18 protein-coding genes and 2 tRNA genes are annotated in these 20,674 nt (G+C 74.4%); 10 read left to right on the top strand and 10 right to left on the bottom strand.

The window, feature by feature from the left end; genetic code table 11:
- Positions 1 to 21: 21 nt before the first annotated feature.
- From ACZ466_RS02775 to ACZ466_RS02745, 7 genes are all read right to left on the bottom strand, one after another.
- On the bottom strand, positions 22 to 1,794 hold the full coding sequence (locus ACZ466_RS02775) for an ankyrin repeat domain-containing protein (RefSeq protein WP_378287462.1): 1,773 nt from the start codon (positions 1,792 to 1,794) through the stop codon (positions 22 to 24).
- Positions 1,791 to 3,464: an ankyrin repeat domain-containing protein gene (locus ACZ466_RS02770; RefSeq protein ID WP_378287463.1), complete on the bottom strand. Its 1,674-nt coding sequence runs from the start codon at positions 3,462 to 3,464 to the stop codon at positions 1,791 to 1,793. Before ACZ466_RS02770 ends, ACZ466_RS02775 begins: the two co-directional genes overlap by 4 nt.
- On the bottom strand, positions 3,461 to 5,158 hold the full coding sequence (locus tag ACZ466_RS02765; protein WP_378287464.1) for an ankyrin repeat domain-containing protein: 1,698 nt from the start codon (positions 5,156 to 5,158) through the stop codon (positions 3,461 to 3,463). Before ACZ466_RS02765 ends, ACZ466_RS02770 begins: the two co-directional genes overlap by 4 nt.
- Positions 5,155 to 6,300 carry a leucine-rich repeat domain-containing protein gene (locus tag ACZ466_RS02760; RefSeq protein ID WP_378287465.1) on the bottom strand — a complete coding sequence of 382 codons (1,146 nt, stop codon included), beginning with the start codon at positions 6,298 to 6,300 and terminating at the stop codon, positions 5,155 to 5,157. Before ACZ466_RS02760 ends, ACZ466_RS02765 begins: the two co-directional genes overlap by 4 nt.
- Positions 6,300 to 7,766 (bottom strand): SDR family NAD(P)-dependent oxidoreductase, encoded by a 1,467-nt coding sequence (locus tag ACZ466_RS02755; RefSeq protein ID WP_378287466.1) that lies wholly within the window; start codon positions 7,764 to 7,766, stop codon positions 6,300 to 6,302. The genes ACZ466_RS02760 and ACZ466_RS02755 overlap by 1 nt, the downstream gene beginning before the upstream one ends.
- Positions 7,767 to 7,813: 47 nt before the next feature.
- A tRNA-Ala gene (locus ACZ466_RS02750) sits at positions 7,814 to 7,885 on the bottom strand.
- 91 nt (positions 7,886 to 7,976) lie between these two features.
- Positions 7,977 to 8,049: transfer RNA gene (locus ACZ466_RS02745), tRNA-Cys, on the bottom strand.
- Between the two features lie 170 nt (positions 8,050 to 8,219).
- Between ACZ466_RS02745 and ACZ466_RS02740 the strand changes: the two genes are divergently transcribed.
- The gene (locus ACZ466_RS02740) at positions 8,220 to 8,411 is read left to right on the top strand and encodes a hypothetical protein (RefSeq protein WP_378287467.1); all 192 of its coding nucleotides are present in this window, start codon (positions 8,220 to 8,222) and stop codon (positions 8,409 to 8,411) included.
- Positions 8,412 to 8,435: 24 nt separating this feature from the next.
- Here ACZ466_RS02740 and ACZ466_RS02735 read toward each other — a convergent pair whose 3' ends face one another.
- Positions 8,436 to 9,284 carry an amidohydrolase family protein gene (locus tag ACZ466_RS02735; protein WP_378287468.1) on the bottom strand — a complete coding sequence of 283 codons (849 nt, stop codon included), beginning with the start codon at positions 9,282 to 9,284 and terminating at the stop codon, positions 8,436 to 8,438.
- Entirely contained in the window at positions 9,281 to 10,336 is a 1,056-nt protein-coding gene (locus ACZ466_RS02730; RefSeq protein WP_378287469.1) for an AMP-binding protein, read from the bottom strand. The genes ACZ466_RS02735 and ACZ466_RS02730 overlap by 4 nt, the downstream gene beginning before the upstream one ends.
- A gap of 127 nt (positions 10,337 to 10,463) precedes the next feature.
- Between ACZ466_RS02730 and ACZ466_RS02725 the strand changes: the two genes are divergently transcribed.
- From ACZ466_RS02725 to ACZ466_RS02690, 8 genes are all read left to right on the top strand, one after another.
- Entirely contained in the window at positions 10,464 to 11,465 is a 1,002-nt protein-coding gene (locus ACZ466_RS02725) for a LacI family DNA-binding transcriptional regulator (RefSeq protein ID WP_378287470.1), read from the top strand.
- A 28-nt stretch (positions 11,466 to 11,493) separates the two neighbouring features.
- Complete coding sequence (locus tag ACZ466_RS02720) at positions 11,494 to 12,729, top strand: extracellular solute-binding protein (protein ID WP_378287471.1); 1,236 nt, start codon at positions 11,494 to 11,496, stop codon at positions 12,727 to 12,729.
- Positions 12,726 to 13,100, top strand: coding sequence for an ATP-binding cassette domain-containing protein (locus ACZ466_RS02715; protein WP_378287472.1), 375 nt, complete (start codon positions 12,726 to 12,728; stop codon positions 13,098 to 13,100). Before ACZ466_RS02720 ends, ACZ466_RS02715 begins: the two co-directional genes overlap by 4 nt.
- A 469-nt stretch (positions 13,101 to 13,569) precedes the next feature.
- Positions 13,570 to 13,851, top strand: a complete 282-nt coding sequence (locus ACZ466_RS02710; RefSeq protein ID WP_378287473.1) for a TOBE domain-containing protein — start codon at positions 13,570 to 13,572, stop codon at positions 13,849 to 13,851.
- Positions 13,848 to 14,786, top strand: coding sequence for an ABC transporter permease (locus ACZ466_RS02705; RefSeq protein WP_378287474.1), 939 nt, complete (start codon positions 13,848 to 13,850; stop codon positions 14,784 to 14,786). Before ACZ466_RS02710 ends, ACZ466_RS02705 begins: the two co-directional genes overlap by 4 nt.
- Positions 14,783 to 15,646, top strand: coding sequence for an ABC transporter permease (locus tag ACZ466_RS02700; protein ID WP_378287475.1), 864 nt, complete (start codon positions 14,783 to 14,785; stop codon positions 15,644 to 15,646). Before ACZ466_RS02705 ends, ACZ466_RS02700 begins: the two co-directional genes overlap by 4 nt.
- Positions 15,643 to 16,431, top strand: a complete 789-nt coding sequence (locus tag ACZ466_RS02695; RefSeq protein ID WP_378287476.1) for an SDR family NAD(P)-dependent oxidoreductase — start codon at positions 15,643 to 15,645, stop codon at positions 16,429 to 16,431. The genes ACZ466_RS02700 and ACZ466_RS02695 overlap by 4 nt, the downstream gene beginning before the upstream one ends.
- A 58-nt stretch (positions 16,432 to 16,489) precedes the next feature.
- Positions 16,490 to 17,527 carry a mandelate racemase/muconate lactonizing enzyme family protein gene (locus tag ACZ466_RS02690; RefSeq protein WP_378287490.1) on the top strand — a complete coding sequence of 346 codons (1,038 nt, stop codon included), beginning with the start codon at positions 16,490 to 16,492 and terminating at the stop codon, positions 17,525 to 17,527.
- A 61-nt stretch (positions 17,528 to 17,588) separates the two neighbouring features.
- Here the strand turns inward: ACZ466_RS02690 and ACZ466_RS02685 are convergent, their stop codons facing one another.
- Entirely contained in the window at positions 17,589 to 18,509 is a 921-nt protein-coding gene (locus tag ACZ466_RS02685; protein WP_464042763.1) for an alpha/beta hydrolase family protein, read from the bottom strand.
- A 314-nt stretch (positions 18,510 to 18,823) separates the two neighbouring features.
- Here ACZ466_RS02685 and ACZ466_RS02680 point away from each other — a divergent pair, with 314 nt between their 5' ends.
- A complete protein-coding gene (locus ACZ466_RS02680; protein ID WP_378287478.1) occupies positions 18,824 to 20,671 on the top strand; it encodes a class I SAM-dependent methyltransferase in 1,848 nt (615 codons plus the stop codon).
- Positions 20,672 to 20,674: the final 3 nt, after the last annotated feature.

The raw sequence follows: 20,674 nt of genomic DNA, 5'->3' as shown, positions 1-20,674 counted from the left end.
CTCTGCCGTGGGTGCGCCCGGCTAGTACATGCGCCCCTGGCTGTCGTACATGACCATCTCGCCGAGCCCGCCGGGGCATTCCTGGCGGATCCGCTCCGCCAGGAACAGCAGCTCGGCCCGGCCGGGACCGCGCATGACGTTGCGGCGCCGGATCAGGCTCCGCAGCGACTTCTCGAGGGCGTCGAGGGTGTCGATCCTCGCCCCTTCGTCGAGCAGGGCCCGGACGAGGTCCTCCGAGCCGTGCTCGCCGACCGCGCTGTGCAGCGGGGTGCGGTCCTGGTGGTCGCGCGCCTCCAGGTCGAGCCCGGCCGCCAGCAGCCGGGGCAGCAGCTCGGTGTGGTCGTCGACCTTGTGGAGGTGGTGGAGGAGCGTGCGGCCCCGGCCGTCGCGGGCGTGCGGATCGACGCCCGCGTCCAGGAGGTTCAGCACGCCCGGGGCGTCGCCGTGCTGGACGCACAGGAACAGCGCCTCGCGCTGGGCGCGCAGGGCCTTGGGCAGGCGCCCGTCGCGCTCGCCCCACGCCCGCTGGACGGCGAAGCAGCCCGCGACATCGCCGCCCAGCGCGCGGACGGCCCGCTCCCGGGCGTACTCCTCGTCACCGTGCGGGCCCCTCAGGACCCCGTCGCGCCCGCGCACCTCGTGCCACTGGCCGCCGCAGCGCACCCGCACGGGCCGGGGCCCTTCGGGGACAGGCGGCCCCACCGGCCCGGCAGGGGCGGGACGGGCGGGGAACAGCGCCGACCGCACCAGCGGGTGCAGTTCGTCAGGACCGATCAGGCCCGCCCTCAGCAGATCCAGATCGGGCAGCCGCCGCCAGCTCGCCTCGGGCAGCTCGGTGGCATGCTCGTACGGCTTCTTCACCACCCCGATCTTCATCCCGAGCCGCATGCGCCCGTCGGCCTCCGGTGTCGCCCGCGCGCGCACGCAGCGGGAATACCTTCCCGGCAGGGGCATCCGGAAGTCGATGAATCGGCGGCCGCGATGGCCGCTGAGCTCCGCGCGGAGCCTGAGCGGCGCCGTCGGGAGACGCCCCAGGATGTCCGCCGGATCGCCCTGGACGCCGGCCTGCTCCGTGGCCCGGTCGAAGTCGAAGCCCGCGGCGGCGTAGGCCGCCTCGACCCGCCCTTCGTCCTGGAGCAGGGTGACCCATTCGGTGTGCCGAACGGGGTCGTCTTGACCGGGGTCGGCGCGCGGAAGCTCGCTCGCGGTGAGCGGTGTGCCGTCGGCGTGGAAGAACGGGACGCGGTCGACGCCGCCGGCGTGCTCCAGGAGACCGGCGGTGTGCCGGGCGTCCCAGAGGTGGCGCAGCCGCGACCAGTCGGTCCGCTGGACCTCGCGGGAGATCTGCGCCTCCGGCGGCGTCCCGAAGGCGAGCCGGAGCCGCTGCGGGCCGTCCACCAGGGTGGGCGTCAGGACGTAGAGGCGGTGGCTCGGGCAGCCGCAGCAGACGTTGAGGACCTCCTCACCCTGCAGGGCTTGGTCGTAGTCGGCCAGCACGACCGCCCGGTGGGTCGCCAGGGTGGTCCGGCCGTGCAGCGCCCGGGGGAGATGCCAGCGCAGCAGGTCGGGGACGAGATGGGGCAGATCCTCGGCCAGCGCGGCGGCCAGGAGCGGGCTGTGGCGGCGGGCCACGTCCGCCACGTCCAAGGCGACGTCGACGCCGGCCGCGGCGCACGCGCCGCGCCAGTCGCCGGCCAGGCGGCGCTCGGTGGCGCGCTCGATCATCCAGCGCGGCACCGCGTGGCGGCGGATCCGCCGCCAGTCCGCACGTTCCTGTCCCAGATGTCCGGTCATTCGGTCTCTTCGTCCCACCAGCGGCCGCCGAGATCGGGGCACTCCGCCTTCAGCCGCTCGGTGAGCCAGCCCAGGTCGGTGCGGCCGATCCGCTGGATGAGGTCCGACAGCGCCCATTCCAGATCGTCGACCACGTCGATCCGGGCGCCGGCGTCGACCAGCGCGCGCACCAGCGCCTCCGAGCCGTGGTCGCCGACGGCCATGTGCAGCGGCGTGCGGTTGTTCTGGTCCTTGACCTCCAGGTCGAGGCCCGCTTCCAGGAGCCGCGGCAGCAACTCCTCGTGGTCGAGCATGTGGAGCATGTGCAGGAGCGTGCGTTTGCGGCCGTCGCGGGCGCGGGGGTCGACGCCCGCGTCCAGCAGGGCCAGCACGCCCGGGGTGTCGCCGTGCTGCGCCCGCACGAAGAGTTCTCGCCGTTGCGCGCGCAGGTGGCGGGGGAGCCGCCCGCCCTGCCCGGCCCAGGCGTGCGCGACCGCGAAGCAACCCGCCGACGCACCGCCCAGCGCGAGCATCGCGGACTCGCGTTGCCGCTCTTCGGCGGTGTGGGGGATGCGGAGGCCGCCGTCGCGCAGGTGGACCTCGTGCCATTCGCCGCGGCAGCGGACGCGCACCGGGCCAGGGACGCTCGGTCCGAGCGGGCCGACGGGGCGGTCGGGGTCGGGGCGTCCGGGGAACAGGGCGGAGCGTACGAGCGGGTGCAGGTCCTCGGGGATGATCCGCCCGGCGCGCAGCAGGTCGAGATCGGGAAGCCGGCGCCAGAGCGCCTCCGGCATCACCGGCGGCCCGTAGGACCCGGCCTTCTCGACCCGCACCCAGGGGCGGTCCCTGGGCACCACCAGCACATTGGTCGGCCAGCTGTTCAGGATGCGGTACGGCTTCCCGGAGCCGGACTCAGGCGCGAAGGCGCCTGACAGGCGAAGCTCCGCGGTGAGGCGGTGCAGCGCCATGGGCAGCGCCGCCAGGATCTCGCGCGGCGTCCGTGCCCGGTAGTAGCTCGGCAGCTCCGGCGCCTTCAGATCGAGGTCCAGGCCCGCGGCGTCGAACGCGGCCTCGATCTCGCCGCTCTCCTGCAGCATGATCACCCGCTCGGCCAGCCCCGCGGGGCCGGGGCCCGCCAGCTCGTCCGCGGCGAGCGGCGTGCCGTCGGGGCGGAAGAACGGCGCGCGGTCATCGCCGCCGCAGCGCTGGAGGAGCTCGCCCGTCCGGCGCGCGTCCCACAGGTGCCGGGCCGCGGTCCAGCTCTGCACGCTCCCGCGGTAGTGGTCCTCGTCCCCCTCGTCGGCCTGGCCGAAGCACAGCCTGAGATGCTGCGGGCCGTCCGCCATCGTGGGGGTGGCGACGTGCAGCGACCGGTCGTCGCCGTAGTCCGCCAGCACGACCGTCAGATGGGTGGCGAGCGTGCTGCGCCCGTGGCCGAGCCGGGGCAGGTGCCAGCGCAGCAGGTCGGGCGCCAGGTGCCGCAGGTCGTCCAGGACCGCCCCGGCGACCTCGGCGCCGTGCTCGCGGGCGACGCCGTCCAGGTCGAACCCGACCCTGACCAGGGCGGCCGCGCACGCGCCGCGCCAGTCGCCGGCCAGCCGGCGCTCGGTGGCGCGCTCGATCATCCAGCGCGGCACCGCGTAGCGGCGGACCCGCTGGAAGTCGGCCAGGTGGGCTCGGTGATCGATCATTCGCCTGCCTTCAGCCAGTCCGTACCCGGGTCGAGGCCGCGCTGTGCGAGCAGCCTCGCGAGCCAGCGCATGCGCGGGCGCCGGTTCGCGGAGATCATGTTGACGGGCCTGGACCCCCTGTCGTCGGCCGCGTCGATCCGCGCGCCCGCGTCGAGCAGCGCGCGGATCAGCTCCTGCGACCCGTGGCCGCCGATGGCGAGGTGCAGCGGGGTGCGGTTCCGCTCGTCGCGCGCGTCGATGTCGAGCCCGGCCCGCAGCAGGCGCGGCAGCAGCTCCTCGTGGTCGAGCGCGTGGAGCATGTGCAGGAGGGTGCGCCCGCGGCCGTCGCGGGCGTTCGGCTCCACGCCCGCGTCAAGCAGGGCCAGCACGCCCGGGGTGTCGCCGTGCTGGGCGCGCAGGAAGAGTTCCTCGCGCTGCGCGCGCATGCGGCGGGGAAGCCGTCCGCCCCGTCCTGTCCAAGCGTCCAGGACCGCGAAGCATCCCGCCGTCGCCCCGCCCAGGGAGTGCACCGCCGCTTCACGCTGATGCTCATGGTCGGTGTGCGGGGTGTGCAGCCGGCCGTCGCGCAGCTGGACCCGGTGCCATTCGCCGCGGCAGCGGACGCGCACCGGGCCAGGGAGGCTCGGCTCGGGCGGGCCGACGGGGCGGTCGGGTTCGGGGCGTGCGGGGAACAGGGCGGAGCGTACGAGCGGGTGCAGGTCCTCGGGAGTGATCCGCCCGGCGCGCAGCAGGTCGAGATCGGGAAGCCGGCGCCAGACGGCGGCGGGCAGCCGCTCCGCGCCGCCGGCCTCGTTGAACCCCGCCACCCGCACCCGCGGGCGGTCACCGGCCTCGATCAGGACCGGGGTCTGCCACCGCCACACGATCTCGTACCGGTCGCCGCCCAGCACCCGCATCTCCGGCGCGAACCGGGTCAGCGCCAGCGGCAGCTCGGCCAGCACCCGCCTGGGCTCCACCCGGCGCAGCTCCAGGACGCCGCGGTCCGCCAGGTCCAGATCGATGCCGGCGGCGTCGAACGCGGCCTCGACCTCGCCCCGGTCCTGCAGCAGCGCGACCCGCTCGGCCAACTCCGCCGGGCCGCCGTCACCGCCCGGACCCGGCCCCGCGACCGGCGTGCCGTCGGGACGGAAGAACGGCGCCCGGTGACGGTCGCCACCGCAGCGCTCCAGCAGTTCGCGCGTGCGCCGGGCGTCCCAGAGGTGCCGCAGCCGGACCCAGCGGACCGGGGCCAGCCCGAAGCGCTCGTCGTCATCGTTGCCGATCGCGCGGCCGAACCGCAGCCGAAGCCGCTGCGGCCCCTCGTCCAGGGTCGGCGTCGCCACGTACAGTTTGAGCACGTTCCGTTCGGAGCCGCCGTACTCGGCCAGCACGACCGCCGTCCGCGTGGAGATCGTGTGGCGGCCCTGCCCGGCCCGGGGCAGGTGCCAGCGCAGCAGGTCGGGCACCAGGTGCCGCAGGTCGTCCAGGACCGCCCCGGCGACCTCGGCCCCGTGCTCGCGGGAGATCTCCGCCGGGTCGAGCTCCACCGTGATCCGCGCCGCCGCGCACGCGCCCGCCCAGTCGCCGGCCAGGCGCCGCTCGGTGGCGCGCTCGATCATCCAGCGGGGCACCGCGTACCGCCGGGCCTTCCACCAGCCCGCCAAGTCCTGCGCGGCGTGCCGGGAGATCCGCGCAGGCACGGCGGCGGCGGTCAACGGTAGACGCTGCCGATCGCCCGCATGTCCGCGTGCGTGCCCTGGTCCGGGCGCAGCCGCGGCGCCATGGCCCGCTTCACCCGCCGGGGCACCCCCGGGCCCAGGCCCACGTACTCCAGCCGGGTCTCCTCGGGCACGCACGCCAGCAGCGTCTTGGCGCCGCGCCCGGTGATGCCGGTGCGGCGCAGGTCGAGGCGGCGCAGCGGGCTGCCGGGCAGCGCGGCGGCGAGCACGGCCGCGCCCTCGTCGCCGGTCGTGTTGGGCGGCGCGCCCAGCGCCCGCTCCGACGGCGGCCGGGCCAGGTCGAGCGACTCGATCGCCTCCAGCGACTCCGCCAGCGCGCGGGCGCCCTCCGGCCCGATGCCGTTGCCGCCCAGCCCGAGCCGCACCGGACGGGACGCGCCGCCCGCCTCCGCCGCCGCGCCCGCCAGGACGGCCGCGCCCTCGTCGCCCAGATGGTTGGCCGACAGGTACAGCTCCCGGACGCCCGCGTCGCGGACCAGCGCCGCCAGCAGCCCGGCCTCGGCCATGCTCAGCCCGTTGCCGCCGAGGAAGAGCCGTTCGAGCGGCTGCGGGCGGTCGAGCAGGGCGTCCAGCAGCGCGCGCAGGCCGTCGGCGCGCAGGCCGGTGTTGACCAGGTCGAGGGTCCGGACGGTGTGGTTGCGGCGCAGCATCCCCGCCAGCGCCCGCGCGCCCTCGTCGCCCACCGGGTTGCGCTTGAGCCACAGGGCCCGGACGGTCTCGTCCTCGGCCAGGCTCTCGGCCAGCGCCGCGGCGCCCTCCGGCCGGATCCGGTTGCAGCCCAGGTAGAGGGTCTCCAGGCCGTGCCCGGGACGCAGCGCGGCGGCCACCGTCCGCGCCCCCTCGTCGCCGATGGCGTTGGTTCCCAGCAGCACGTGCACGGCGTGCGGGGACCGCGCGGCGGCGGGCAGCAGCCGGGCCGCGCCCGCCGCGCCCAGCCCCTGCTTGCACAGGTCGACCCGCCCGTCCGCGCGCAGCGTGCCGAGCGGGAAGGTCTCGTCGTCCTCGACCCCGTCCGGCGCGGCCAGCCGGTCGAGCAGCGGGTCGAGCCCGGTCGGGTCGGCGGCCGGCACGTCGGGGTGCTCGATCGCCGGGCAGCGTACGGGCGTCGGTTCAGCCATCACCACTCCACCGGTCGGTAGTCCTTCAGGAAAAGCCCGGACAGCCGCTCGCCGCCGACACCGCGCACCACCGGGTCGTACACGCGGGCCGCCCCGTCGATGACGTCCAGCGGCGGGCGGAAACCCGCCGCGCGCTGCGCCTGCTTGGACGGATGCGGGCGCTCGTCGGTGATCCACCCGGTGTCCACGCTGGTCATGTGGATGCCGGAGGCCGCGAAGTCGGCGGCGGCCGTGCGGGTCATCATGTTGAGCGACGCCTTGGCCATGTTGGTGTGCGGGTGCCGGACGGTCTTGTCCTTGCGGGAGAAGCTGCCCTCCATGGCCGAGACCTGGACCACGTAGCGGTCCGGCCACGGGGAGGACTCCAGCAGCCCGCGCAGCCGCGAGGTCAGCAGGAACGGCGCGAACGCGTTCACCATCTGCACCTCCAGCCACTCGCCGGGGTCGACCTCGTGCAGCCGCAGCGTCCAGCTGTTGCGGTCGCGCAGGTCGAGCGGCTGGCCCGTCTCGTCGGTGCGGCCCGCGGGGAACAGCGCCTCCAGCGCGGCGGGTTCCGGACCGGCGAGCGAGGGCAGCGCGGGCAGGGCCGCCGGCGCCGGGATCGCGGGAGCCGTGCCGCCCGCGGGCTCCAGCTCGCGCGGCGCCCCCTCGGCGAGGGCTCCGGCGGCGTCCCCGGTGACGGTCACCCGGGCGGCGAGGCCGGTGAGCCGCCCGGCCTCGGCGGCGCGGACCTCGCGGTGGTAGGCGGCGGGCCGCCGGATCGTCTGGGCCGCGTTGTTGATCAGGATGTCGAGGTGGTCGAACCGCTCGTGCGCCGTGCGCAGCAGCCCGGCCACCCCGGGCAGGTCGAGCAGGTCGACGCCGTGCACCTGGAGCCGGTCGAGCCAGTCGGCCGCGTCGGGCACCTCGGCGAACCGGCGGGCGGCGTCGCGCGGGAAACGGGTGGTGACCAGCACCTCGGCCCCGTCGCGCAGCAGCTTCAGCGCCACCTGGAACCCGATCTTCACCCGGCCGCCGGTGACGACGGCGCGGCGCCCGCGCAGGTCGCAGCGGGCGAACCGGCGGGCCAGGTTCTGCTCGGCGCACTCCGGGCAGAGCATGTGGTACTCGGGGTGCAGCTCGCGGTAGGCCGCCTTGCACACGTAGCAGTGCCGCGCGCCGCCGAGCACGTGCGCGGACGGGGCCGGGGCGGCCTGGGCGGGCGCGGCGAGGGACGCGGCCGCCGGGGCCGGGTCCTGGTCGCGGAAGCGGGCGGTGGCCTCGGTGGCGGCCCGGTCGTGGTCGCGGCGCTCGGTGCGCCGCGCGGTCTTGCGGGCCTTCTTGACGTCGCGGTGCGCCCGCTCGACGGCCTGCCACACGCTCTGCCAGCGCGGATCGGCGGCCTCGGCCGAGCCCTGCGCCGGGAGGCTCGCCAGCACGCGCAGGCAGGTCTCCAGATCGGCGGCGTCCGGGCCGAGCGGCGTCATCGAAACTCCCCGAACCTTCCGAACCGCGTGCCTGTGAGGTATGAGGATGGAGCCGACCGGATTCGAACCGGCGTCCTCCGGCTTGCCGTGCCGACGCGCCGCCACTGCGCTACGGCCCCATCGGACGGCACGATATCGGCCGGATCGGACGATTCGCCATCCGTTTCGGATCCGCTCCCGCCCGCTGCCGAGCGGGAGCGCTCTGTGGGGCAGGACCGGCCGGATTCGAACCGGCGTCCTCCAGCTTGCCGCTAAGGCGCGACGACCTCTGCGCTACGGCCCTGCCGCGCAGGAGCATAGCGGTGATCTCGGACATGCCGCCCGGGGGACGCCGCACCGTGATCGTGTTCACCCGAATGATCGCCGCGCCCGGCGGGTATCAAGGCACCTCGCCCGGCCCTCCCGGACCGGGCGTCCAGGACCGAAGCACGATCACGACCGACAGGAGGAGTCATGCAGCAGGAACCGCGGATCGGTGCGGCGCCCGGCTCGGTGCACCCGCCGCCCGCGCCCCAGCCCGTACCGCCCCCGGCGCCGCACCCCGCCCCGGAGCCAGGGCCCTCGGAGCCCGGCCCGCTGGTGCCGCCCACCCCCATGCCCGACCCCGGTCCGCCCCAGCCCGAACCCGAACCCGAGCCCGTCTGAGCGCGGCCCCCGGCGCCCCTCCCCTCACAGCGAAAAGATTGTGGCCGCGTTGGTGGAAAGGACGGCGCGGAGCGTCTCGGCGGGGAGCCCGAGATCGCCCAGGGCTGCCACGTTGCGGGACGCCCCGGGGACGCCGGGCCAGTCCGTGCCGAAGATCCACCGCTCGGCCAGCCGGGACAGCCCGAAGCGGGCGTAGTACTCGGGGAGCCGCTTGGGCGGCAGCCCGGCCAGGTCGAGCCACACGTTGGGCTTGGCGAGGGCGAGGAACGCGGCGGTGTCGTACCACCACCCCCGGCCGCCGTGGGCGAACACGAAGTGGACGTCGGGGAAGTCCTCGATCACGTCCAGCATCAGCCGCGGGTCGCCGAACCGCGTCCGGGACCCGGGGAAGCTGGAGGTTCCCGAGTGCAGGATCACCGGGACTCCGCGTTCGGCGCAGACGGCGTACACCCGGTACAGCTCGCGTTCGGCGGGGGAGAAGGCACCGTGCACCGGGTGCAGCTTGAGCGCCACCGCGCCGAGGTCGAGCTGCCGCTCGGCCTCGGCCGCGGCCGGGTGGTGCAGGTGCGGGTTGACGTTGGCGACCGGGCGGAACCGGACCGGGTTGTACTCGACGATCGGCAGCAGGTCCTCGAAGGGCTGGACGCCCGTCGCCCGCGGGCTGTACTCGCAGAAGAGCAGGGCCCGGTCGACGCCCTCGGCCTCCATCAGGGCGTCCAGCCGCTCGGGCACGGGGTCGCCCCGCTCGTCGTAGGCGTCCCGCCAGGGGTGCGGTCCGGAGTACCGGTCCGCCCACTCCAGCCAGGCCGGTTTGAGCGTGGACAGCCGCGGGGCGTGCACGTGCGCGTCCACGACCATGAGGTCGTTGATCATCCGGCCTCCTCTCTCACCGGCTCCCTACCCGCCGCGGCCTGGAACTCGGCGCGGGCCAGCTCCCGCAGCACGTTGCGGCGGATCTTGCCGGTGGCGGTCCTGGGCAGCCCGGTCAGCCCGACCACGCCGCGGGGCCGCTTGAACGAGGCGAGCCCGTCCCGGCACCAGGCGATCAGCTCGTCCGGGTCCACCGTGCCGCCCGGCCTCGGGACCACGCAGGCCACCGGCTTGTCCAGGCCGTCGGCGTCCGGGACCCCGACGACCGCGACCTCGGCCACGGCGGGATGGGCGAGCAGGCGCTCCTCCGCCTCGGTGGGCGAGACCCAGATGCCGCCCGCCTTGAGCAGGTCGTTCGTCCGGCCGAGGCAGGTGTAGGTGCCGTCCTCGTTGCGGACGTAGGTGTCGCCCGTGCGGACCCAGTCGCCCAGGAACACCTGCCGGGACGTCGCCGCGCGGCACCAGTACCCCACGGCGGCGGACTCGCCCCGGACATGGAGCTCGCCCGGCTCGCCGACTCCGTCGATCACGGCCCCGCCGGTGTCGCGCAGTTCGACGTCGTATCCGGGGACCGGGGTTCCCGACGAACCCGGGCGCACCTCGCCGGGACGGTTGGAAATGAAGATGTGCAGCATTTCCGTGGAACCGATGCCGTCCAGCACTTCCACACCGAATCGCTCGGCCATTCCGTGGAACATTCTCGGAGGTAGTGCCTCGCCCGCGGAAACACCCTGCCGGACGGACGCGAACGCGTCGTCCGGGACGTCGGAGGCCAGCAGCGGACCCCAGAAGCTCGGGGTTCCGAACAGCAGCGTGGCCTGGTCGGCGGCGGCGCGGCGGGCGAACAGCTCGACGTCGTCCACCATGCACATCAGCACGCGCTCCTCGGGCCGGACGCCCAGCGCGCGCAGCCCGGCCGTCACCCGGCGCACCTCGTCCGCCGGCCGCCGGTAGGTGAGCGTCCGGCCGGGGCTGATCACGGCCGCGCGCTCGCCGTCTCCCGCGCGCAGATGCCGGTCGACCAGGTGGTCCGCGACGTTGAACGCCTCGGTCATGAGAGCTGCCTCTCGGTCCGGAGGGCACGTGCGCCAATCTTCTACATCTCATCTCCAGGTCGTCAAGCTTCTGTAGAACATCATCCGCCTGTTGACGTGTACCACAAACGTTTTCATACTCCGGCGTATGACCTCGATCCGCGCGGTCGCCTCGGCCGCCGGCGTCTCGGCCTCGACCGTCTCGCGGGCGCTCAACAACCCCGAGCTGGTCAACGCCGAGACCCGGCGGCGGGTGCTGGAGTGCGCCGACCGGCTGGGCTACCGGCCCAACCGGGCCGCCCGGTCGCTGGTCCTGGGCCGCACCACCAACGTCGGGCTGATCGTCCCCGACATCGCCAACCCCGTCTTCGCCCTGTTCATCAAGGGCGTGGAGGCCTACTTCCGGGACACCGAGTACGCGGTCTTCCTCGCCGACACCGACGAGGACGCGGCCACCGAGGTACGGCTCGCCGAGGCCATGGTCGAACGCGCCGACGGCCTCATCCTCTGCGCACCCCGCATGTCGGGGATGCGGGTGCGCTCCATCGCCGCCAAGACGACCCTCGTCCTGGCCAACCGGATCAGCCGCACGGTCCCCTCGATCGCCATGGACTTCGGTCCCGGCGTCGAGCAGGCCATCGGCCACCTGCACGCCCTCGGCCACCGGCGCTGCGCGTTCCTGGCCGGACCGCGCGACTCCTGGTCCAACCGGCAGCGCCGCAGGTTCCTCACCGCCGGATGCGCCGAGCGCGGCGTCGAACTGGTCGAACTGGGCCCCTACGAGCCGCAGTTCAGCGGCGGCTACCGGGCCGCCGACGAGGCCCTCGCCGCCGGCGTCACCGCCGTGTTCGCCTACAACGACCTGGTCGCGATGGGCGTGCTGGCCCGGCTGCGCGACCGGGGCGTGCCGGTGCCCGAGGCGATGAGCATCGTGGGCTTCGACGACGTCCCGACCGCGTCGATGGTCTCACCGCCGCTGACCACGGTCGCCGTGCCGATGCCGGCGGTGGCGCGGGCCGCGTCCGCCATGCTCCTGGCGGAACTGCGGGCGGCGCTGCCGCACGGGGCGGCCCAATCGCCGCCCTCCCGTCCGCCGGCGCCCGAGCTGGCGACCCGACTCCTCATCCGGAGCACGACCGGGCCGACCTAGGAGCCGGCCCGCCCAGGAGGACCACCCCATGCGAACTCCCCTGAGAACTCCGCGCACCTCCGCCGCCGTCCTCGCCGCCTCCCTCATCACCTGGCTCGCCGCCGCCTGCGGCGCCCCCGAGACCGGGACCGGCTCCGCCGCCGAACCCGCCCCCGCCGACGTCAGGCCCCCCGCCGAGCCGGTCACCCTCAACATCGTCGACGTGGCCGGAAACCTCCAGCTCACCCAGCAGATCTTCGAGAACTACAAGGCCCGCAACCCCAAGCTCGTCGAACGGATCACCTACAACAAGGTCACCGCGCCCGAACTGGCCGGCAAGGTCAAGGCCCAGCAGGACGCCGGACGCCTGGACATCGACCTCGTCCTCACCGGCACCGACGGGCTCTCCGCCGGGCTGGAGCAGAACCTCTGGGTCGACCTGGTCGGCAGGTACTCCGACAAGCTCCCCGACCTCAGGTCCGCCTACCAGGAACCGGCCGCCAAGATGCAGGAACTGGCCAGGGGCAGGGGCGTCACCGTGACGTACTACCCGTCCGGCCCGCTCCTCGAGTACAACCCCAAGACGGTGAGCGACCCGCCCGAGACCGCCGGGGAACTCCTCGCCTGGGCCAAGGCCAACCCCGGGAAGCTCATGTACGCCCGGCCCTCCAACTCCGGGCCCGGCCGCACCTGGCTGATGGGGCTCCCCTACATCCTCAAGGACTCCAACCCGATGGACCCCGTCAACGGCTGGTCCAAGACCTGGGCCTACCTCAAGGAGCTGGACAAGTACGTCGAGTACTACCCGACCGGCACGTCCCAGACCATGAAGGAACTCGGCGAGGGCACCCGCGACATCATCCTCACCACCACCGGCTGGGACATCCACCCGCGCGTCCTGGGCCAGGTCCCCAAGGACGTCAGGACCGGCGCCCTGAACGGCTTCACCTGGGTGACCGACGCGCACTACATGGTCGTCCCCAAGGGCGTCTCCGGCGCGAAGCTCGCCGTCCTCACCGACCTGATGAAGTTCGCCCTCACCCCGCAGCAGCAGGCCATCACCTACGACAAGGGCTACTTCTACCCGGGCCCGGCCGTGAAGGGCGTGACGCTGTCCATGGCCCCCGCCGACAGCCAGAAGGTCGTCCAGGAGTACGGCCGCCCCGAGTACGACAGGCTCATCGCCGACAACCCCAAGGCGCCGCCGCTCGACGCCAAGGCCATGGTCGCCGCCTTCGACCGGTGGGACCGCGAGATCGGCGGGCAGAAGGTGAAGAAATCATGACGGCGGCGGTGGCGGTGGAGGATGCGCGGGCCGGGTTCGGGCAGCTGCGGATGGAGGGGGTCACGCGCCGGTTCGGGCCTTCGGTGGCGCTGGACGGGGTCGACCTGCGGATCGAGGGCGGCGAGTTCCTCGCGCTGCTCGGGCCGTCCGGATGCGGGAAGTCGACCGCGCTGAACTGCCTGGCCGGGCTGCTACCGCTCTCCGCGGGAGAGATCTGGCTGGACGACGAGCGCATCGACGGCCTCCCCCCGCCTTCAGGTGGGGCGAGGAATCGGACTTCTGCGGAGCAGGACAGGGACCGGAGATCTGCCGCCACGGCGGATTTCCGAAACCCCGGGCACGGTGCGCGGTGCTGGTGCTACCGTCTGTGATGTCTGGCCGGTGGAGAACAAGCTGGCCGGGCCATGCTGGTCGAGCGGCTGGAACACAGGGCGCCCGGCTGCGTGTACAAGATCGATCCCGCGTACACCTTGCAGCGTTGCTCGGCGTGCGGGACCAGGGACCGGGGGCGCGCGAGAGCCAAGCGTGTTTCCGTTGCCGGTTCTGCGGCTACGTCGGCGATGCCGAGGTGAGCGTGGGCGCGCAACATCGCACGCGAGTTCAGGCTCGTGGGCACGGCGGCCGGACCGGCCGTTGCTGCGCGGGGACGCTCCGGGTTGCCGGGACGGATGAACCGCGAACCTCAACCTGCTCTCCTCTCCTGAGGGCCACGGGTTGAAATCCCCCTCGTTCACGAGGGGGAGGAGGTCAAGGGTTACCGCAACCTGCTGGACATGCGCGTAGCGTCTTGTGAGGGCGGGCGGGTCACCCTCGCCGACCGGGGGCCTGCGGCTTATCGGCGTGCAGCAGGCCCCGGTCGGCATCGGGAGCGGCGCCGCCGTCGCGGCGGTCCGGCCGGAGGACTTCCGCCCGGCCGGCGAGGCCGCCCCCGACCGGGTGAACATTGTGAACGTGCGGGTCGAGGTGGCCGAGTTCCACGGCCGCGAGGTGGCGGCCGAGGGTGTCACCGACGACGGCCAGGTCATCCACTTCCGCCTGCCCGAACGGGTCGCGCCCGGCTCCCGGGTCGAGCTCACCGTGCCGGTGGAACGCGTCCTGGTGTTCGCCGGGGAGAAGACGTGACGGCCGTCGACGCGCCCCCGGCGGGCCCCGGCCGGGCCGCCGCGCCGCGGGCGCGCGGCGGGCTGCGGCACCGCCTCGCCGAACGCGGCGTCGACCGCGTGCTGCTCCTGCTCGCGCCCGCCGTTCTGGTGGTGGGCGTGCTGTTCCTGTACCCGATGATGTACGGCGTCGGCCTGTCCCTGCGGCCCAAGGAGGGCGGCGGGTTCCTCGGCAACTACGCGGCGTTCTTCGGCGACGCCTACCAGCGCGGCACGATCGGCAACACGCTCCGGCTGGCGCTGCCCGCCGCGCTGATCAACGTGGGCGCCTCGGTGCCGATCGCGTACCGGCTGCGCGGCCGGTTCCGGGGGCGGCGGCTGCTGACGGCCGTGCTGGTGCTGCCGGTGACGCTGGGCACGGTGCTGGTCGCCGACGGCCTGCTGCGCTACCTGGGGCCGAAGGGCTGGCTGAACACGCTCCTGATGGACGCCGGGCTGATCGACCAGCCGGTCCGGCTGATCTACAACTACTGGGGCGTCCTGCTGTCGCTGCTCATCACCGGGTTCCCGTTCGCGTTCCTGCTGGTCCTGGCCTACCTGTCGGGCATCGACCCGACGCTGGAGCGGGCCGCGGCCACGCTGGGCGCCGGTCCCTGGCAGCGGATGCGGCGGGTCACGCTGCCGCTGCTGGCGCCCGGCCTGGCGACCACGTTCGTGCTGGCCTTCGTGCTGGCGTTCTCGGTGTTCCCGTCGGCGAACCTGGTCGGCGAGCCCGCCGGGGAGACCCGGGTGATGGCGATCGCCGCCTACCAGGCCGCGTTCGAGAAGTACGACTACGGGATGGCGTCCACGATCGCCGTGCTGATGGGCCTCTTCGAGCTGCTGGTCATCTCGTTCACGCTGTTCCTGCGGGGCCGCCTGTACGCGGGGCCCGCGATGGGAGGGAAGGGCTCATGACGGCCGTCTCGTTCGGGCGCCTCAAGGGCGGCCGGCGCCGTGGCATCGCGGGCTGGGTCGTCTGGGGCTGCGTGGCGTTCTTCCTCCTGAACCTGGCCGCGCTGATCCTGTCGGTGATCGTCAACTCGTTCGGCACCACCTGGTTCGCCGGGTGGCTGCCGAAGGGCTTCACCACCGCCTGGTACGCCGACGCGTGGGCCGAGTTCGCGCTCGGCGAGGTCCTCCAGACGACCCTGGCGGTGACGCTCGCGGTGGTGGCGCTGTCGCTGCTGCTGGGCGTGCCCGCCGCGTACGCGCTGGCCAGGCGGGACTTCCCGGGCAAGCGGGTGGTGCTGCTGCTGCTCCTCCTGCTCCCGGTGCTGCTGCCGCCGATCACCTACGGGATCCCGCTGGCGACCGTGCTCTACAAGTTCCATCTGGCGGGCACGATGACCGGTGTGATCGCGGCGAACCTGGTCCCGGCGCTGCCGTTCGTGGTGCTGGTCATGACGCCGTTCGTGGAGCAGATCGACGCGAACGTGGAGTCGGCGGCCCGGATGTGCGGGGCCCGCACCCGGCAGGTGTTCTCCCGCGTGCTGGTTCCGCTGCTGCTGCCGGGCATCCTGGCCGCGGGGATCCTGGTGCTGGTGCGGACCGTGGCGATGTTCGAGCTGACCTTCCTGGTCGCCGACGCCGACAGCCAGACCCTGATCGTGGCGCTCTACAGCGCCGCGTTCACCCCGGGCATCCGGGCCGCCCAGGCCATCGACGCGATGGCCGTGATCTACATGGCGCTGTCGGCGGTGCTGCTGGTCGTCGCGCTGATGTTCGTCAATCCCACGCAGATCGTCGCGCAGGTCAAGGAGGCGACCACCGAATGAGCGAGCTGGAGGCGGGGCGTTCCGGCGGAGACGCGCGGTTCGACTTCGGGGGCCGGCGGGTGCTGGTCACCGGCGCGGCCGGGCTGATCGGACGGGCGCTGGTGGCCCGGTTCGCCGGGGCCGGCGCGGAGGTGGTCGCGGTGGACCGCGACGCCGACGGGCTGAAGACGCTGCCGGACGTGGTGCCGCCGCGGGGACGGGTCACGACGCTGGCCGCCGACCTGGCGGGGGAGGAGGCGGCCGAACGCGTCTTCGCCCTGGTCGACCGGGCGGGCGGCCTCGACGTCCTGGTCAACAACGCCGCCCTCACCGAGTACCGGACCCCCTTCATCGACCTCGACTCGGCGACCTGGGACGCCATCGTCGCCGCCAACCTGCGCTCGGCGTACCTGCTGTCGGTGCGGGCGGTGCGCCGCTGGCGGGACGCCGGGCGCGGCGGCGCGATCGTCAACATGTCCTCGCCGGGCGGGGCGCGGGCGCACGAGGACCAGAGCGCCTACGACGTCACCAAGGCAGGCCTGGAGGCGATGGCGCGGGCGATCGCGGTGGAGCTGGGCGGTCTCGGCATCCGCGCCAACTGCATCGCCCCGGCGAGCGTGGTCGGCGCCGTGCGGCCCACGACCGACATCCCCTCGGGCCGCACGACGGCCCCGGAGGAGGTCGCCGACGCCGCACTGTTCCTGGCCTCTTCGGCCGCCGCCCATGTCAACGGGCATGTGCTGCGCGTGGACGGGGGGCTGCACGCCCGGCTGCGCACCGACCCGTCCCAGGAGCAGCGGAGGTGAGCGCGTGACGGGCGACGCGACGATCGCGGAGCTGCGCAGCACGCTGCACCGCGTCCCGATGCCGCGGCCCTGGAGCCCGGACATGACGCACATCCACGTCGTCGTCACCGAGCTCACCACCGGCGACGGCCGTACCGGCACGGGCTTCTCGTGGGCGCCGTGGGTGGGCGGCCGGGCGGTGCACGCGCTGCTGGAGTCGGATGTCCGGGACGCCGCGCTCGGCCTGCCCGCCCACCCCGAGGTCGTCTTCGACCGGCTGTGGTGGCACCTGCACGAGGCGGGCCGCGGCGGCCTGGTGACGACCGCGCTCGCCGCGGTCGACCTGGCCCTGTGGGACCTGCGGGCGGCCGGGGACGGCCTGGTCGCCGCGCTGGGACGGCGCCGCGAGGCCGTCCCGGTGTACGGCAGCGGCGTCAACCGGCACTACACGGTCGAGGAGCTGGTCGCGCAGGCCGGGCGGTGGCGGGCGCGGGGCCGCACCGCCGCGAAGATCAAGGTGGGGCGGGACGACCTGGCCGAGGACGTGGCGCGGGTCGCCGCCGTCCGCGAGGTCCTCGGCCCGGACGCCCGCCTGATGGTGGACGCCAACCAGCTGTGGGACCTGCCCCGCGCGATCCGGGCGGCCGAGGCGCTGCGGCCCTATGACCCGTACTGGATCGAGGAGCCCCTCCCGTCCGCCGACGTGCACGCCTACGCCCGGCTGCGGGCGAGCGTGGACGTGCCGATCGCGCTCGGCGAGAACACCCACACCGCCTACGAGTTCCGCGACCTGCTGGCGGCGGGGGCGTGCGACATCGTGCAGCCCAACGTGGTGCGGGTCGGCGGGATCACGCCGTTCCTGCGGATCGTGGAGCTGGCCCGCACCTTCGACGTGCCCGCGTTCCCGCACCTGCTGCCCGACATCTCCGGGCAGCTGGCCTGCTGCCTGCCGCTGCCGGCGATGGTCGAGGACGTGGAGGACGCCTCGTTCGCCGACCTCGGCCTGCTCGCCGAGCCGTACCCGGTCCGCGTCGAGGGCGGCCTGCTGCGCCCGGGCGGGCACGGCGGCCACGGCATCCGGTTCGATCCGGCGAAGCTCGCCGCGACCCGGGTGTGATCCGGGCGCGAAGGCCGGAGCGGCCGGGACTCCCCGGCCGCTCCGAGGCCTCCGAAGTGGATCAGTACGGGCAGGTCGAGCGGTACTCCTGGATGGTGGAGCTGTTCCCGGGCGGGGGCGGGCACAGGAACCGGTCGTAGCGGGTGTCGTTGTCGACCCACCGCTTCATCCACGAGATCGCCTGCCGGGCGATGACGGTGTTGTCGCTGGTGAAGGTGAAGTGGCCGGCGTTCTCCAGCTCCATGTACGCCTTCTCCACCCGCAGCTGCTCGTAGAACGGCTCGGCGTGGGCGCCGGTGCCGGCGATGAAGTCGTTGTCGGCGCCCATGACGAACGTCGGCACCCGGACGTCGCCGAAGTCCACGCCCAGGTCCCAGGGGGCGAGCGGGACGGCGGCCTTGAGCGAGGGGGTCTGCTGCGCGGCGCGGAGGGTGCCGCCGCCGCCCATCGACCAGCCCATGACCGCCATCCGGCTCGGGTCGATCCGGTTCCGCACGGTGGCGTCCTGCTTCAGGTGGTCGAGTGCGGACAGGAGCTGGGCGGCGCGGGCCTCGGGCAGGTCGAACCCGGTGCTGATCTCCAGCGTGATGACCACGAAGCCCTGCGAGGCCAGCCGCGGGCCGTACCAGGCGACGGTGGCCTCGGGCGAGACGAAACCGGGTGACACCGAGATCGCGCCGAAGGTGCCCTGGCCGGTGTCGGTCGGGTAGTAGATGGTGCCCTCCCGGATGCCGGGGTGGCTGAACGCGGTGACCTTCTTGGAGGCGATCGCGAACGGGCCGCGCGGGGCCGTGACGCTCGCCTCGGTGGGGTCGGGGCCGCGCTGGTAGGGGTTGGCGGCGCCCCGGGCGAGGGCCTGGGCCGGGGCCTGCGCCGCCGCCGGCGCGGTGGCGGCGGCCGTCGCCGCCGGGGCCGCCAGGACGCCGGCGGCCAGCACGGCGATCAGCGCGCGCCGCGTGAACCGCTTGAACGAGGAGTGCACGGGTCGGGTGTCCTTCCTTGCGCCTGTGCCGGCCCGCCCGCGGCCGGTGACGACACGGCCGCGGGCGGGGACCCGGCGGGAATGGGCGGCACAAGTGTCGGGACGGTCGCACCGTCCGCGCATGGCGGCGCCCGCGCGCGTTCCGCGGGCCTTTTGTCAGCGGGCGGAGCGGTCGGAGCGACGGCCCCGCCGACTACTCACGCGGCTGAGTCAAAACAGGGCGGTCCTTTGGCGAACATCGCGTTTCGGCGCCGGTGGCGCTCGACGATCATCGCCTTCTCAGCTCCCTCGTCCCCCCCTGCGAAGGGACCGACATGCGCATGCGATCGACGCTGCCGCTCGTGGCGGCCGGCCTGGTGGCCGACGCCCTGTGGCGAAGGAACCGGGCGGCGCGGCTGGCCCCGCTGCCGCCCTCCGGCGAACCCGTCCGGGACGACCACTGCTTCGTGACCGCCGCCGGCGTGGTGCTGGACGAGACCACCCGCCGGGCCGCCTCGGCCTACGCCCGCGAACGGAACCTGGAGGTGCTCGACCTGGTCCCGGCCGGCCTGGACGGTGCCCGCGCGCTGGAGCTGGTGCGCCGCGTGGACCCGGAGACCTACCAGGGCGCGCGGCTGGCCGTCGGCGGTGGCGGCGGGCACGCCATGCTGGTGACCGCGGACGTGGCCGCGCGGGCCGGCGTCACCCGGTTCGCCGGGCTGTCCGCGGCCGAGATGGAGCGGCTCGCGGTACGGCTCAAGCGGTACGCCCCGGTGGGCGCCGACCTGGCCGTGACCCCGGCGATCGCCCCGGTCGGCTGCCCGCCCGGCGAGCGGCGCGCGATCCTGCGCGGCCGCTGGCCCGCCGACCTGCCCGTCTACCTGTCCGGGAACCTCATCGGGCTGGCGGCGCTGGGGTTCGCGGTGGGCCGCGGGCTGTTCGGGGCGCGGCGGGCGGCCGACGCGCTGCCCGCGCTCTCGGTGCTGGCGGCCGCGGCCGCGCAGCCGTACCTGGCGACGGCCGGGACGCCGCTGCGCCCGCACGACCGCCACCGGTTCGCGCTCACCCGCCCGGTGGGAGCGCTCGACCGGTGGCTGCGCGTCGCCGTCCAGCGCGAGCGGCCGGACCCGGCGCTGGCCCGGGCGCGCGCGGCGTACGCGTCCGAGCTGGCCGGCGGGGTGGAGCGCTTCTTCGAGCCGCGCCGCGCCGACTGCCCGTGGTGCGGCAGCCGGGCGCTGCGGCACCACCTCACCAGCGGCGACCACCAGCACCACCGGCCGGGCGTCTTCACCCTCGACGCCTGCGACGCCTGCGGGCACGTCTTCCAGAACCCGAGGCTGAACCCGGACGGGCTGGAGTTCCACTACCGCGACTTCTACGACGGGCCCGGGGAGCCCGAGGTGGAGCGCGGGTTTCGGCTCGCCGCCCCGCACTACCGCGACCGCGCCCGCATGCTGCGCGGCCGCGCCGTGCCCAGGGCGTGGCTGGACGTCGGCGGCGGCCACGGCCACTTCTGCAACGCCGCCCGCGACGTGTGGCCGCAGACCCGCTTCGACGCGCTCGACATGAGCGTCAGCGTCAAGGAGGCCGAGGACCGCGGCTGGATCGACGGCGGCCACATGGGCTTCTTCCCCGAGTACGCCGAGAAGCTCGCCGGCGCCTACGACGTGGTCAGCATGCACCACTACCTGGAGCACACCCTCGACCCGCGGGCCGAGCTGGACGCCGCCGCGCGGGTGCTGCCGCCCGGCGGGCACCTGCTGGTCGAGGTGCCCGACCCCGAGTGGATCCTCGGGCGGCTGGCGGGCCGCTGGTGGCACGCCTGGTTCCAGCCCCAGCACCTGCACTTCGTCCCGGTCGGCAACCTGGTGGAGGCGCTGGAGGAGCGCGGGTTCGAGGTGGTCGAGGTGCAGCGCGGGGCGGCGAACCAGCCGGTCGACCTCCTCATGATCGTGATGATGCTGGCGCACCGGGTGGTGCCCGACCCGGACAAGCCCTGGACCCCGGCGCGGCACCGCAGGATGCGCGGCGCCGCCCGGACGGCGGTGTACCTCGCCGCCGGGCCGCCGATGTTCGCGGCGGCGTCCCTGGACCAGTTCCTGCACCCGCTGATCAAGCGGTCGGGCCGGTCCAACACCTACCGCGTCCTGGCCCGGCGGCTCCCCGGAGGCGACGCGCGGTGACCG

The sequence above is a fragment of the Actinomadura rugatobispora genome (genome assembly GCF_055379765.1).
Note: the sequence above shows the minus strand (reverse complement) of the source record. Positions and strands in the feature narration are given on the sequence as shown.